Consider the following 14,313-nt stretch of genomic DNA (forward strand, 5'->3'; position numbering starts at 1 on the left):
GCTCATTCGGGCGGCGTGGTCGCCTTCGCGCGTCCGGTGGACCATGCGACCCAAGCCCAGTAGACGAGAAAGCCGCCGATTCCGAACGTCACGGCGACGCCTCCCAGCGTGATCCGGCCGAACCACCACAAGGCCAGTCCCGCGCAGCCGAGCGCGATTCCCGACAGCAGCATGAACAGCGTAGGTCCGGGCGCGTCGAACGGGACGCTCGCCTCGCCCCGCCATTCGACGCTTTCGACCGCCCAGGCTTCGGCGCGCAAGGCGTCGGGATCGGCCGCCGCTCCGACGGAGGTCCCTCGACCATGACGGGAGACTCCGACGATCGGTCCGGCCCGCGCGGCAAGACCGAGCGCCACGACCACGGACACGCAGGCCCAGGCGGCCCCGCCCATCACGGCGATCATGTCGTGAGGTTCATCATAGAACGCGAGCCAGTAGCCCGCGATCGCGCCGAAGACCAGCGCGATGGTCAGGAACACCGCGGCGACGAACAGCGCGACGGAGCGGCCCTGCTCCTTTGAGCCCTCAGAGTCGGTCACGGAGCGCAAAATAGCTCATGGCGGCCACCAGGATAGGCTTCCGGAGCCAGGTTCCGCCGGGGAACGCCGGAACCGGGAGCCGGCCCAGCAGGTCGAAGCGTCCAAGCTGGCCGGCGACGGCCTCGGCCAGGATCTTGCCGAACATCGGGCCAAGCAGCACCCCCTGCCCCGAATAGCCCGCGGCCACGAGCACGTTCGGCGCGACCGGGCGCACGAAGGGATGCCGCGTCGGCGTCACCCCCAGCACGCCGCCCCAGGCATGGTCGAGCCGCACGCCCTTCAGCTGCGGAAACACCTTCTCCAGATGCCCGCGGACGATCGGCGCCACGTCGTTCGGGAGCGTGGTCGAATAGGTCTCGCCGCCGCCGAACAGCAACCGCCCATCCGGCGTCGGGCGGAAGTAATAGACGACGAAACGGCTGTCGGAGACGGCGGCGCGGCTGGTCAGCGCCTTCTGCAGGCGGTCGCCCAGCGGCTCCGTCGTCGCGATGTGGTTGGCGATCGGCATGACGTGGGATTCGACGGCCGGCTGCAGGCCGTCCAGCAGCCCGTCCGTGCAGATCAGGGCGTGGTCGGCGATGACCGAGCCCTCCGCGGTCTCCAGCACCACGCGGCCGTTCGGCTTCAACCTGAGAACGCGGGAGCCTTCGTGCAGCGTCGCGCCCGCCGCTTCCGCCGCGCGGGCGAGGCCGAACGTCAGCGCCAGCGGGTCGAGATGGCCGCCGCCGTGGTCGATCGAGCCGCCGTGGTAGTCGTCGCTCCGGACCAGCGCGCGCAGTTGGTCGCGGTCGAGCGGCTCGACATGGGGATAGTCGTAGTCGCGCGCGAGCGTCTCGGCGTAGGCATGGGTCTCACGGACGTAAGCCGGCTTATGATCGGCGTGGATCAGACCCTGCTCGTAGGAGCAGTCGATCGCGTGGCGGTCGATCAGCTCTCTGAGAAGCGCCTTCGCGTCCGCCGCCATGTCCCACAGTTTGCGGGCGTCGTCGCGGCCGACGACCCGTTCGAGCTCGTCCTGCTCGTGGCGCTGGCCGGTGTGGACCTGCCCGCCGTTCCGCCCCGAGGCGCCCCAGCCGACCCGCGCCTGCTCGAGCACGACGACTCGCGCGCCTCGCTCAGCCAGATGCAGCGCGGCGGACAGCCCCGTGAAGCCGGCGCCGACGATCGCGACGTCGGCCCGGTTCTCGCCCCGGAGAGCTGCGCGCGGCCGCGGCGCCGGGTTGACGGCGGCGTAGTAGGAAGGGGGGTCAGGGAACGTGTTCCTCAAGATCGCGTCATCCCGGCCGAAGCGCAGCGAAGAGCCGGGATCGTCCTCAAGACGAGGCAATGTCGAGATACAGATCGCGCCACTCGGGATTGTCCTTCTCGATCAGTTCGACCTTCCAGGAGGGCAGCCACCGCTTGATGCGCTTCTCCCGAACGATGGCCGCCTCGGCGTTGTCGTGCGGCTCGAACCACACCAACCGCTCTATGTTGTAGCGGTCGGTGAAGCCCCTGACGCTGTGCGTGCGGTGTTCCGCCGCCCGCTTCGGCAGATCGCTGGTGACGCCGACGTAGATCGGCCCGTCCTTACGCGGCGCCATGATGTAGACGAAGAACCGCTTCACCATCCAACGCCTCGGCCCAAGCCTACCTCACCTGACGATCCCGGCTCGCCGCTGCGCGGCGGCCGGGATGACGGCGGGTGTGGCCTCACACGTTCAGCAGCAGGTACTCCCGCTCCCACGGGCTGATAACGCGCATGAAGGTCTCGAACTCGGCGCGCTTGATCGCCGCATAGGTGGCGGTGAAGGTCTTGCCGAACACATTGTGCAGCGCCTCGCAGTTCTCGAAGGTGGCGACCGCCTCCAGCAGGCCGCGCGGCAGGTCGTAGTCGAGGCCGTGCGCCGAGCCGTCGATCGGCTCGGAGGGGGTGAGGCCCTCGATCATCCCGAGATAGCCGCAGGCGAGCGAGGCGGCGATGGCGAGATAGGGGTTGGCGTCGGACGACGGCACCCGGTTCTCCACGCGCCGGGCCGAGGGGCCCGAGGGCGGCACGCGGATGCCGGTGGTGCGGTTGTCGTAGCCCCACTGCACGTTGATCGGCGCCGAGGACTGCCGGGTCAGCCGGCGGTAGGAGTTCACGTAAGGCGCCATCACGCACATCACGGTGGGCAGGTACTTCTGCGTGCCGCCGAGGAAGGAGAAGAACTCCGAGGAGGGCTTGCCTTGCTTGTCGGAGAAGAGGTTGCTCCCCTCCGCATCGACCACGGACTGATGGATGTGCATCGCGGAGCCCGGCTCGTTCGCGATCGGCTTCGCCATGAAGGTGGCGTAGATGTTGTGTTTGAGCGCCGCCTCTCGGATCGTGCGCTTGAACATGAAGACCTGGTCGGCGAGCGCGAGCGGGTGCCCGTGCCGCAGGTTGATCTCCATCTGCGCCGCGCCCTCCTCGTGGATGAGCGTGTCGATCTCGAGCCCCTGGGCCTCCGAGAAGTCGTAGATGTCCTCGAACAGCTCGTCGAACTCGTTCACCGCCGAGATCGAGTAGGACTGCCGCCCGGTTTCGGGGCGCCCCGAGCGGCCGATCGGCGGCTCCAGGGGATAGTCGGGGTCGGTGTTCGGCTTGACGAGATAGAACTCGATCTCCGGCGCGATCACCGGGGTCCAGCCCTTGTTGGCGTAGAGGTCGACCACGCGCTTCAGCAGCTGGCGCGGGGAGACCTCGACCGGGCGGCCGTCGCGGTGGAAGGCGTCGTGGATGATCTGCGCCGTCGGGTCGGAGGCCCAGGGCACCACGGCGAGCGTGGAGAAGTCCGGCTCGAGCACGAGGTCGCTGTCCGCCGGGTCGCCGCCGCCCGGCTCGTCGTCGGCCGCGTAGCCGCCGGAAATGGTCTGGTGGAAGATCGAGGACGGCATGTTCATGGTGGGCGAGGCGAAGAACTTCGCCGCCGGCATGATCTTGCCGCGCGCGACGCCGGCCTGGTCCGGCACGACGCATTCGAGCTCCTCGATGCCCCGGTCGAGCACCCACTGGCGCGCGTCCTCGGCCGTCGCCGCGCCCCTCCGGTCGGCGATCGCCTCCTTGAGGCCGCTGCGCTTTTTCTTGCTCATCAAGCACCTTCGCGATGGCGCCGCACGGCCCCCGTCCCGTTCAGAGAACGGAAGAGGCCGTCTCACGGCTTGACCCGAGCCGGCGGACATGGCGACGGCGCGCAAGGCCCGAAGGAGCCTGTCGCTGCTTGCGGCGCGCTCCGGATCGGGTCGATCGCAGGAGGTCGAGGAGCGCTCGCGAGGCGGTGAGGACCCGCCCGACGCCGGATCCCCCGACGCGCCTCAAGCCTGCCTGAGGCCGCGGGCCAAATCAATCGCTGCGGCGCCGCATCGATTCGAGGCATGGCGCGCGAGCGGGCAGAGAATGTGTTGTGCGCGTCACGCGGCAGGGCTAGCGTTGCCGTCGACGGCCGTCGCGGGGCGGTCCATCCGGGGATGTGGAGAAGCGACGAATGACGTCGAAACGTTTGGCGCGATCGCTTATCGCGGCGTGCGGCTTCGCTCTGGCGTTGACCGGGCAGGCCCTGGCACAGGCGAAGGAAGTGCGGATCTACAACTGGTCGGACTACATCGACGAGCAGATCCTGAAGGACTTCGAGGCGGAAACCGGCATCAAGGTCGTCTACGACGTCTTCGACTCCAATGAGATCCTCGAGACCAAGCTTCTCGCCGGCAAGACCGGCTACGACGTGGTGGTGCCGACCGCGACCTTCCTGTCGCGCCAGATCAAGGCCGGCGTGTTCCAGAAGCTCGACAAATCGAAGCTGCCGAACATTTCCAACGCCTGGCCCGAGATCTACCAGCGCATCGCCAAATACGATCCCGACAACGCCTATTCCATCAACTACATGTGGGGTACGACCGGCATCGGCTACAACGTCGACAAGGTCAAGAAGGCGTTTCCCAACGCGCCGACCGACAGCTGGAAGCTGGCCTTCGACCCTGAGAACCTGAAGAAGCTCAAGGGCTGCGGCGTCATGTTCATCGACAGCCCCGAGGACCTGCTTCCGTCCGTCATGACCTATCTCGGCCTGCCGCCGGACTGGTCGGACGTGAAGAACGTGGAGAAGGCGGCCGAGCATCTCGCCAAGCTGAAGCCGTTCATCACCAAGTTCCACTCCTCGGAGTACATCAATTCTCTGGCGAACGGGAACATCTGCCTCGCCGTCGGCTATTCCGGCGACATCTTCCAGGCGAAGAGCCGCGCGGAAGAGGCGGGCAAGGGCGTCAACGTCGAGTATTCGCTGCCGAAGGAGGGCGCGCAGCTCTGGTTCGACCAGATGGCGATCCCCGCGGACGCGCCGCACCCGGAGGAGGCCCACGCCTTCCTGAACTACATCCTGAAGCCCGAGGTTGCGGCCAAAGCCTCGAATTTCGTCTCCTACGCCAACGGCAACCTGAAGTCTCAGGAGTTCCTGGACGAGGCGGTCAAGACCAACCCGGCGATCTACCCGACGCCGGAGGTGTTCGCGCGGCTCTACACCGTGCCGACGATCGAGGACTCGAAGACCCAGCGCTCGCTCACGCGCGCCTGGACGAAGGCGAAGAGCGGGCGGTAAGCGACGCCCCCCTCCGCCTGACGGCGTCATCCTCCGGCTTGACCGGAGGATCCATCCCGGGCCTCGAGCGTCACATCGGGGTGGATGGTCCGGGCAAGCCGGACCATGACGCGGCGGAGACGCTGTTTGCGAACGGTCCCGGCTCTCCGGCCGGGACGGCGCCTGACCCAAGCTTCCCCGATCCCTTCCCTCCCGCGGCTGGATGACCTCATGGCGCTGAAGCCCGCCCAGAAAGCCCTCGGCCCCATCCGGCGCTCCTTCGCGCCCTGGCTCGACCCCGCCGCGGTCCCGCTCATCCGGTTCGAGAACGTCGTGAAGCGCTTCGGCGACTTCACCGCCGTCGACGACGTGTCGATCGACATTCATGCCCGCGAGTTCTTCGCCCTGCTCGGCCCCTCCGGCTGCGGCAAGACCACACTGATGCGCATGCTCGCGGGCTTCGAGGAGCCGACGTCGGGCCGCATCACGCTCGCCGGTCAGGATCTCGTCGGCGTGCCGCCGTACCGGCGGCCGGTGAACATGATGTTCCAGTCCTACGCGCTGTTCCCGCACATGTCGGTCGAGCAGAACGTCGCCTTCGGCCTCAAGCAGGACAAGCTGCCGAAGGCCGAGATCGAGGCGCGGGTGAAGGAGATGCTGCGGCTCGTCAAGCTCGAGCCCTTCGCGAGCCGCAAGCCGCACCAGCTCTCCGGCGGCCAGCGCCAGCGCGTCGCGCTCGCCCGTTCGCTCGCCAAACGCCCGAAGGTGCTGCTGCTCGACGAACCGCTCGGCGCGCTCGACAAGAAGCTGCGCGAGGAGACCCAGTTCGAGCTGATGGACCTCCAGATGGAGCTCGGGCTCACCTTCCTGATCGTGACCCACGACCAGGAGGAGGCGATGACGGTCGCGGACCGGATCGCGGTCATGAACCACGGCAAGCTGGTGCAGGTCGCGACCCCGGGCGAGATCTACGAGCAGCCGAGCTGCCGCTACGTCGCGGGCTTCATCGGCGACATCAACCTGTTCGAGGCCGAGGTCGCCGCCAGCGCCGGCGGCCTCGTCACGCTGAAGAGCGACGAGGTCGGCGCGACGTTCAGCGCCGCCGGCGAGGCGTCCCCCGGCGCGAGCGTGGCGCTCGCGGTGCGGCCCGAGAAGGTGCGGATCTCCATCGACCCGCCGCCGGCCGACGCGACCAACGTGCTGAAGGGCGAGGTCTGGGACATCGCCTATCTCGGCGACTGGACCGTGTTCCTGGTGAAGGCCGAAAACTCCGAAAAGATCGTCCGCGTCAGCCGCGCCAACGTCATGCGGAGCGAGACCCAGCCCATCGCCTGGGACGACAAGGTCCACGTCTGGTTCGCGCCGGACGCGGGCGTCCTGCTGACGAGCTGAGGAGCGGCCATGACCGACGCGTCCGCGCCCACGCCCGCCGGAACCAGCCCCTGGGGGCGACGGCTCGTCATCGCGATCCCCTATCTCTGGCTGCTGGTCTTCTTCCTCGCGCCGTTCTTCATCGTCCTGAAGATCTCGTTCTCCGACACGGTGATCGCGCAACCGCCCTACGAGCCGTTGCTCGACCTCGCGCAGGGCTGGCAGGGGATCAAGGACTGGTGGACCGGGCTCGACGCCGAGAACTACGGCATCCTGTTCGAGGACGAGCTCTACGTCGCCTCCTATCTCTCGAGCCTGCGCATCGCGACGATCTCGACGCTGCTGACGCTGCTGATCGCCTATCCCATGGCCTACGCCATGGCGCGCGCGCCCAAGGGCTGGCGGCCGCTGCTGCTGATGGCGGTCATCCTGCCGTTCTGGACCTCGCTGCTGATCCGCGTCTACGCCTGGATCGGCATCCTGAGCCCCGAGGGCCTGCTGAACGCCTTCCTGCTCTGGACCGGCATCATCTCCGAGCCGCTCTACATCATGAATACCGAGACGGCGGTCTTCATCGGCATCGTCTATTCCTACCTGCCGTTCATGGTGCTGCCGCTCTACGCGAGCCTCGAGAAGCTCGACGACACCTTGCTGGAGGCCGCGGCGGACCTCGGCTCGCCGCCGTGGAAGGCGTTCTGGCAGATCACGGTGCCGCTTTCGCTGCCGGGCGTGGTCGCCGGCTGCTTCCTCGTCTTCATCCCCGCGGTCGGCGAGTTCGTCATCCCCGACCTGCTGGGCGGGTCCGAGACGCTGATGATCGGCAAGACGCTCTACAGCGAGTTCTTCTCAAATCGCGACTGGCCGGTCTCCTCGGCGATCGCCGTCCTGCTGCTGCTGGTGCTGGTGCTGCCGATCGCGATCTACAACAACGTGCAGGCCCGCGAAGTGGGGGCGAAAAAGTGAGGCGCGCCAAGTCCGTGCCGGGCGCCCTTTCCCTTCTCCCCTTGCGGGAGAAGGTGGACGGCGGCGTCGGCCGACGGTCGGATGAGGGGTCGTCCGAGACATCCTGCCAGGTTGGAGGTCGTCCCGGACGACCCCTTACCCTCTTCCGCAAGGGGAGAGGGGGACCCGCGCGTCGCGCCTATCCCTCAACGACGCGCCTCGCTCCCTCCCAGTCAGGAGCGCGCGTATGAAAAAGGGGCTCTCCTCCGTCAACATCGTCGCGCTCACTTTCGGCTTCGCGTTCCTCTACCTGCCGATCGTGCTGCTGGTGATCTACTCGTTCAACGACAGCCAGCTGGTGACCGTCTGGGGCGGCTTCTCGACGCGCTGGTACGTGGCGTTGCTCCACAACGAGCAACTGCTCGAGGCCGCCTGGGTCACGGTGCGGCTCGGGCTGATCTCGGCGACGCTCGCGACCGTGCTCGGCACGCTCGCGGCCGTCACCCTCACCCGCATGACGCGCTTTCCCGGCCGGACCCTGTTCTCAGGGATGGTCTATGCGCCGCTCGTGATGCCGGAGGTGATCACCGGCCTGTCGCTGCTGCTGCTGTTCGTGGCGATCGGCCTCGACCGCGGCTTCCTCACGCTGCTGCTGGCGCACGTCACCTTCTCGATGTGCTTCGTGGCGGTCGTGGTGCAGTCCCGGCTGATCACCTTCGACAAGAGCCTCGAAGAGGCGGCGATGGATCTCGGCTGCCCGCCGTTCAAGACCTTCCTGGTGGTGACGCTGCCGATCATCCTTCCGGCGATCGTCTCGGGCTGGATGCTGGCCTTCACGCTCTCGATCGACGACCTGGTGATCTCACAGTTCACCACCGGCCCGAGCGCGACCACGCTGCCGATGCGGATCTACTCCTCGGTGCGGCTCGGCGTGAAGCCCGAGATCAACGCCGTCTGCACCATCATGATCGCGATCGTGACCATCGGCGTCATCGCCGCTTCGGTCGCGACGAAGCGGGCCGAATCCGAGCGGGTGAAGGCCGAGCGCGCCGCCGCCGCGGGACGCTGAGGCGCCGTGGCGGGGCCGCGGACGAGGGGAAAGCGCTTGACCCGCCCGCTGCCATCTGGTGGCTGTCCTGGCGACGGTTCCACGGCCGGGCTGGGCGACTGTCGTCGGATGTTCGGCGCTTAATGCCGTCATGTATAGTCGATACGGTTCCGGCTGAATCCGCCTGGGATGAAGCGCCCCGCGCACAGGGAGCAATCGCCCGGCCACTGTCCCCCGTAGATCAAAGTCCGTAACTGCGCTTTTTCTTACAGTCACGTTCACCTTTTCGAACACATTGAAGGATCTTCACGCATGGCGATGGCTGAAAATCTCGACTCCGAGTCCGGTTCGGCGTCGACCCACGTGATGCCTTTCGAGATCAGGCGCCTGGCCAGCCGCCTCAATCCGGCGACGAACGCCGAGGACGTGGTCGCCGCGACCATAGCCGAGATCCTGGCGCTCGATCTCACGGACTACGAAGAGGTGGTTTATCTCGCGTCCGCCGCCATGAAGAACGAGCATCACGACGCCACGGCCCATCTGCTGGAGAACGCCGTCCGGGTCCGCCCGGAGAAGTCCATCCTGTCCCGCGCGGGCTACACGGCGCGCGAGCATGCGCTGCGCTTCCGCCTGGCTCAGAAGAGCAGCGACTCGGTCGTCGAAGCCGGACTGACGACGCTCCGTTCGCCGGAGCCGCGGAACTTCACGCATCTTCCCCATGTCGGCTTCGACTTCATGCGCGAGGCCTGCGACCATGGCGGCCGCGAGATCCCGCGCACGATCCATCAGATCTGGATCGGCGGAAGAGCCGCGCCGCAGCAGCCCCAGGACGAATGGGGCGAGTGGTGCGAGAAGTACGGCTACACCTACCGCCTGTGGGATGAAGACGCCTGCAAGACGCTGAGCTGTTACGCCGGAGCGCCGTTCCAGAGCTTCTATGGCCAGAAGAGATATGCCGGCGCAGCCGACATCCTGCGGGCCGAGATTCTGGCGCTGCACGGGGGGCTCTACGTGGACATGGACATGTTCCCCGTAGACACGGGCTATCCCCTCCACGAGGTGCTGCCCATGCGGGGCATGCTCTGCCTCGCGGCGAAGTCGTATCGGAAGATGACGGCGGGCGGCCTCTACGTCACCAACTCCGTGCTCGGCAGCACGGCCGGGCACCCGGTGATGAAGCGCTATTTCGACGCCATGGGGCCGTCATGGCAACGGATGCCGCAGGAGTCGGCATGGTGGAGCGTCGGCGCGTGCCTGCTGACGGCCTCGCTGGTCGGCGGCTGCAACACGATCTCGCCCGATCACGTCGGCACCCTCGGCAAAGCCGATTTCGACGACCGTCACGAAGCCCTTAGGGCCATCAACAAGAAGAGAGCGATGCTCTTCTTCAGCGCGAAGCCCTGGCGGTAAGGGCGAGGCGTCCGGCTGGTGGCCCGGCGGCGCCCATCCGCCGAGACCTTGCGGTCGTCGCCCCGGGGTCGGGCGACGACCGGCCCCCGATTCAGTGGGCGTGCATGAGCGCTTGAATGCGCTTGCCGAGATCCGCCAGCATCGTCGGATACGTGGCGAAGGGCTTCTTCTTCATCTTGGCCTGCAACCGCGACAGCCGCGCGCCGAGCTTGTCGGCCGTGAAGTCATCGAGCAATCCGCGGTGATAGATGCCCTCCTCCATGCCGTCTTCGCGCAGCAGGAGAGTCGTCTTGTGGCCCGTCTCCCGCGCGAACCAGAAGTCGACCGCGAACGCGGGCACGTGCTCGGCCAAGGCGAACACGACGGGATGGAACCGGCCGAAGGACACGACCGCGCGCGCCCCGGCGATGACATGCTTCGCCTTCTCGGGCGCGAAGTAGAGATCCTTGATCGTTTTATCGCCGAAGCCGAGCTTCGCGGCCAGCTTGGCGTCGCCCGCGTCGAAGGGCACGACCACGATCTCGCATCCGAGCGAGGCCGCGAAATCCCGGACGCCCTGGAGCCATGGCGTGATCAGCTCGACGTCGTCCGGCGGCCGGGCGCGGAACGTGACCACGATGTAGTCGGAGCTGGGCAAAGGCGCGGCCCAAGGTTCGGCCGCGAGCCCGAACGCCCAGTCCGGGGCCCACTCGCCCGGCACATCGTAGTGCTTCAGCACGTCAATCGAGAGACGGTCGCGAACGGTCGTGACATGCGCGAGCTTGAGCATGGCCCGGCTCGCGTCCACCATCACCGGGTCCTTCTTCGAGAAGAAGTCCTCGTGGATGTGCACGCCCGAGTGCACGATGGCCTTCCCGGCCCGGCGCGCGCAGATCATCTGGTTGTAGCCGAAGCCCAGGCCCAGGCCGCCGCCGCCCAGAAAGAACCCGCAGACGTCCGGCTTCATCACCTCCCCGCGATTGAGGGAGTCGATGCACTTCGCGCCCTTGTACGGCCAGTGGGTGGCCGTGGCGTCGAGCGCCGGTGAGTTCAGCGCGAACTTGTAAGAGAACTCAGGCCCGATGTGGCGGACGATGGAGTGCGAGAGCGCCTCGTCCCCCATGTTCCCTTTTGCGAAGAACCCGCGAAGCACCACCTGCTTAGGCGACGACTTCGGATCGACTTTGGCGGCGGAAATGGGTTTCGGCAATGTTCGGCTCCTCTCGCCGCGTAAGGATGTTCGAAAGCGATTTCTGAAAGCAAGCGCATTCCCGCAGCGGCGCCCTGGGACTCAAGGGCGCGTTTCGGCGGGCTGCGACGGTCGACGCGAGGTTACGATTTGAGCACCTGAAGAATGTCGGCCGCAGCTTGGTCGACCGCGGCCTTGTGCCCGAGGAAAGGCTTCGCAAGGCCGTCGCCGCCGTAGAGGCGGACGAGGCGAGCGATTTCCGCCGGCGTAAATTCCTCGATCCGATCCGTCGGGAAATGGAAAGCTTCGAGCCCGTCCTCGACCAGCTGGAGGCAGGTCTTGTCGTCGGAGCGGCCGGGCCGGACGGTGTCAAGGCTGAAGGTCGGGACGTCGTTCGACATACCGAACACGAGCGGATGATAGCGGCCGAGCGAAAACACGGCTTTGGCCTGCCCCAGCAGGTACTTGACGTAGGTCGGCTTGCTGAAGAGATTGCCCATCATCTCGCCCTTGATGTCCAAGGATCGAGTGAGATTCTGGTCGCTGGCGTCGAAGGGAACGAGCGCCACGTTGAGCCCCTCGCCCGCGGCGTAGTCCGTGATGCTCTTCAGGAACACTGCCGTCCGGGGATTGTTGCGGTTCGTGTCGGCCCTGATCGTGACGACGATATAGTCGCCCTTGGGCTTGGGCCCCTCCGTCTGATTGAGGCCGAACGCCCAATCCGGCACGTACTTCGGATGCACGCCCAACCTCTCCGCCACGACGATCGACCGGCGATGCCGAACGCTGAAGAAGTTGGCAGCGCGCAGGAACGTCGACGTCACGTTGTTGAAGTCGGCAGAACTCTCCGAGATAAACTCCTCAGTAATATGAACGCCGGTGTGGATAATCTTCTTTCCATACCGCCAAGCAAACATATATTGATCCCAGCCGAAACCCAGGCCAAGCCCGCCGCCCCCCAGAAGAAGGCCGGCCACATCGGGCGCAGCTAGCGCTCCTCGGTTCAAGCTCCAGATCACCTTCAGCTTATCGTAAGGCGGAATTTTCGGGGTTATTAATTTTTCTTTGACGTAAACAAGATTATTTGCAGATACAATTATTCGGTAATCATCAGAAAAGTATTGGATCATCGTAGCGAGCAGAGCTTCGTCGCCACAGTTGTTATTGCCGTAAAAACCACGAACCACGAGCCCGGGCAATTCATCCATCAGAGCAACGCCTCCTTTATGACAACACCGTGATCACGGCTGCAACTCCCCGAGGAGACCACCTTCTGAACTATCATGATTGCGGGATCCGTTAAACGGACGCGTCCACGGATTGCTGCATCGCGGCGCCACTGTGTCTGCGCGGCACCTTGTTCGTCGTGCGAACAAGGTCTAGCGGATCGCCTTGACGCCGGCGACGCGGACTGTCGCATCCGACAGGCGAGCCGCGCGGGTCAACGGCGCGCAAATTGCGCCGCTGGCCTGGGAGACCATGTCGGCGACCACCACGCCGCTCTCCGCACGCCGTCCGCGCCGACGACGTCGCTTTGCGAGGCCATGAGGAGCAAAACGTCAGGCATCGCCGGGTCCAGGCCCCCGTGTCGCCAACTTCCGCGGCTTGGACGTTCGCAACGCTTCCCGGGCGCGGCGCATTTCGGATTGGGCAGCGGAGATCCCGGCCCGTTAGCGAGCAGCCGGAGCCGCCGCGCGCAGGCTTTCGCTTCGTCCCGCCGTCGTCGGTCATGAGCGACGGCGCGGCCTGTCGCCGGGATCATGCAGAGAGACATGTCGGCCGGTTGCGCGAGCCTACCGAACGCTGAACTGCACTGGCGCGGTGATCATGCGTTGCGCTTGGGGGGGCGGCGCGGGCACCGGCGAGGCGCGCCGGACGAGCGCGAGCACAGCCTGATCGAGTTCGGAATGGCCGGACGACCGCGCGAGCGAGACCGAGAGCACGTTGCCCTCGCCGTCGATGCGGAACCGCACGTAGGCGGTCCCCGTCTCGCCGCGGGCCCGGGCGGCGGAGGGGTAGAGCTTGCGCCGCTCCAGGTGCGCCATCAGGCGCGCCTGCCACGTCACCGGGCTTTCGCCGGAGGCGCCGGAGGCGCTCTCGGAGGCGGCGGTGCGGTTCGACACGTTCACCGGGGCGCTTGCCTGCTGCCGAGCCGTCGAGGACGGCCGCGACGCGCTAGGGGCCGAGGGACGCTCGCTGGGCCTTTTCGGCCTTGGACGCGTGACGGAGGGCGCCTCGGCCCCAGGCTGAACCGGCGACCGCGCCGCGGGGAGCGGGACTTCGACCGACTCCAGCTCCGGCAGGTCGGGCTCGACAGCGTCGTCGAGCGCCGTCTCCGCGGCCTCGTCCGGGACCTCGGTCTCCGCCTCCTCCGGAACCGCCTCGGAGCGCGACGCGACCGCCGCCTCGGCGGCTTCCGCGAACACTTCGTCCGGCGCGGACTGCTCGGCGTCGGTCGCGACCGCTTCGGGCAGAGGCGCGAGGTCGATCATGACCGCCGGCGGCGGCCCCGGAGACAGGGCGACCGGCGGGGAGCGCAAGACCCACCAGGCGACGCCGGCGTGAAGCGCGACGACGCAGAGCGCGGCCGCCGTCCAGCGCAGGACGTCGTGGTCGGTCGCGCTCGCCCCGATCATCGCCGTCCGGACCATGGCTCAGAAGGCTTTCGCCACCCGGCCTCGGATGCGGGCGAAGGCCGCTTGCGCGCCGCTCGCGGCGCGTGCGGTTCCGGAGGCGTCGAGCGGGGCGGCGTCGAGCGCTGCGGCGAAGCTCCGCCAGCTCAGGCCCCGCCCCTCGGCGGCGGGTGCCAGATGACGCGCGCCGAAGCGTTCGGACAGGCCAAGCTTCGCCGCCTGCTTGAGCAGGAAGGCGGCGCCGAGATTGGACCCCTCCGCCACGTAGAGCCAGCCGAGCGCCTCGGCGACGTCGTGAACCTCTCCCGGGGCGAAGGCGGGGGCGTCGACGTCCTCCTGCGGCGGCAGGCCGAGATCGGCCAGGTCCCGGACGATCAGCGGCAGGCGGCGAAGCGCGGGCAGCCCAGGAACGAGCTGGATCAGCTCCGGATCGCCATAGAGCGCGTCGACGTCCTGGTGGAAGGTGCGCTGCACGTCGAGGAACCGGCCGTAGAGATCGAGGCTCGCGAACGGCCGCGCCGCCATGATCGCGGCGTCCAGCTCCGCGTGCTGCGCGGCGGTGTCCGATTTCAGCCGTTTCGAGAGACCCTCTTGGGCTCGCGACAGGTCCATCGCCGTCATCTCTGGTGCT

The 14,313-nt window shown here is 67.1% G+C and carries 13 protein-coding genes; 5 read left to right on the forward strand and 8 right to left on the reverse strand.

Annotated elements, in window-relative coordinates; genetic code table 11:
- Nucleotides 1-2: 2 nt before the first annotated feature.
- The 4 genes from JOD31_RS07365 to JOD31_RS07380 form a co-directional block, all read right to left on the reverse strand.
- Nucleotides 3-539: a hypothetical protein gene (locus JOD31_RS07365; RefSeq protein ID WP_204949651.1), complete on the reverse strand. Its 537-nt coding sequence runs from the start codon at nt 537-539 to the stop codon at nt 3-5.
- Nucleotides 526-1,806, reverse strand: a complete 1,281-nt coding sequence (locus JOD31_RS07370; RefSeq protein ID WP_204949652.1) for an NAD(P)/FAD-dependent oxidoreductase — start codon at nt 1,804-1,806, stop codon at nt 526-528. The genes JOD31_RS07365 and JOD31_RS07370 overlap by 14 nt, the downstream gene beginning before the upstream one ends.
- A gap of 46 nt (nt 1,807-1,852) precedes the next feature.
- Entirely contained in the window at nt 1,853-2,149 is a 297-nt protein-coding gene (locus JOD31_RS07375; protein WP_204949653.1) for a GIY-YIG nuclease family protein, read from the reverse strand.
- Between the two features lie 82 nt (nt 2,150-2,231).
- On the reverse strand, nt 2,232-3,632 hold the full coding sequence (locus tag JOD31_RS07380; RefSeq protein WP_204949654.1) for a glutamine synthetase family protein: 1,401 nt from the start codon (nt 3,630-3,632) through the stop codon (nt 2,232-2,234).
- 392 nt (nt 3,633-4,024) lie between these two features.
- Here JOD31_RS07380 and JOD31_RS07385 point away from each other — a divergent pair, with 392 nt between their 5' ends.
- The 5 genes from JOD31_RS07385 to JOD31_RS07405 all read left to right on the forward strand — a co-directional run bounded on the left by JOD31_RS07385 (nt 4,025) and on the right by JOD31_RS07405 (nt 9,881).
- Entirely contained in the window at nt 4,025-5,131 is a 1,107-nt protein-coding gene (locus tag JOD31_RS07385) for a polyamine ABC transporter substrate-binding protein (RefSeq protein WP_204949655.1), read from the forward strand.
- Between the two features lie 210 nt (nt 5,132-5,341).
- Nucleotides 5,342-6,502 carry an ABC transporter ATP-binding protein gene (locus JOD31_RS07390; protein WP_204949656.1) on the forward strand — a complete coding sequence of 387 codons (1,161 nt, stop codon included), beginning with the start codon at nt 5,342-5,344 and terminating at the stop codon, nt 6,500-6,502.
- Nucleotides 6,503-6,511: 9 nt separating this feature from the next.
- Nucleotides 6,512-7,444 (forward strand): ABC transporter permease, encoded by a 933-nt coding sequence (locus tag JOD31_RS07395; protein WP_204949657.1) that lies wholly within the window; start codon nt 6,512-6,514, stop codon nt 7,442-7,444.
- A gap of 226 nt (nt 7,445-7,670) precedes the next feature.
- On the forward strand, nt 7,671-8,492 hold the full coding sequence (locus tag JOD31_RS07400; protein ID WP_204949658.1) for an ABC transporter permease: 822 nt from the start codon (nt 7,671-7,673) through the stop codon (nt 8,490-8,492).
- Nucleotides 8,493-8,783: 291 nt separating this feature from the next.
- Nucleotides 8,784-9,881 (forward strand): glycosyltransferase family 32 protein, encoded by a 1,098-nt coding sequence (locus JOD31_RS07405; protein WP_204949659.1) that lies wholly within the window; start codon nt 8,784-8,786, stop codon nt 9,879-9,881.
- Nucleotides 9,882-9,972: 91 nt separating this feature from the next.
- Here JOD31_RS07405 and JOD31_RS07410 read toward each other — a convergent pair whose 3' ends face one another.
- The 4 genes from JOD31_RS07410 to JOD31_RS07425 all read right to left on the reverse strand — a co-directional run bounded on the left by JOD31_RS07410 (nt 9,973) and on the right by JOD31_RS07425 (nt 14,303).
- Nucleotides 9,973-11,070, reverse strand: coding sequence for a polysaccharide pyruvyl transferase family protein (locus JOD31_RS07410; RefSeq protein WP_204949660.1), 1,098 nt, complete (start codon nt 11,068-11,070; stop codon nt 9,973-9,975).
- A 122-nt stretch (nt 11,071-11,192) separates the two neighbouring features.
- A complete protein-coding gene (locus tag JOD31_RS07415; RefSeq protein WP_204949661.1) occupies nt 11,193-12,257 on the reverse strand; it encodes a polysaccharide pyruvyl transferase family protein in 1,065 nt (354 codons plus the stop codon).
- Nucleotides 12,258-12,842: 585 nt separating this feature from the next.
- The gene (locus JOD31_RS07420; RefSeq protein WP_204949662.1) at nt 12,843-13,700 is read right to left on the reverse strand and encodes an energy transducer TonB; all 858 of its coding nucleotides are present in this window, start codon (nt 13,698-13,700) and stop codon (nt 12,843-12,845) included.
- A gap of 3 nt (nt 13,701-13,703) precedes the next feature.
- Nucleotides 13,704-14,303, reverse strand: coding sequence for a biliverdin-producing heme oxygenase (locus tag JOD31_RS07425; protein ID WP_204949663.1), 600 nt, complete (start codon nt 14,301-14,303; stop codon nt 13,704-13,706).
- Between the last annotated feature and the right edge of the window lie 10 nt (nt 14,304-14,313).

The sequence above is a fragment of the Methylopila capsulata genome, from assembly GCF_016907975.1.
Taxonomy (GTDB): Bacteria; Pseudomonadota; Alphaproteobacteria; order Rhizobiales; family Methylopilaceae; genus Methylopila; species Methylopila capsulata.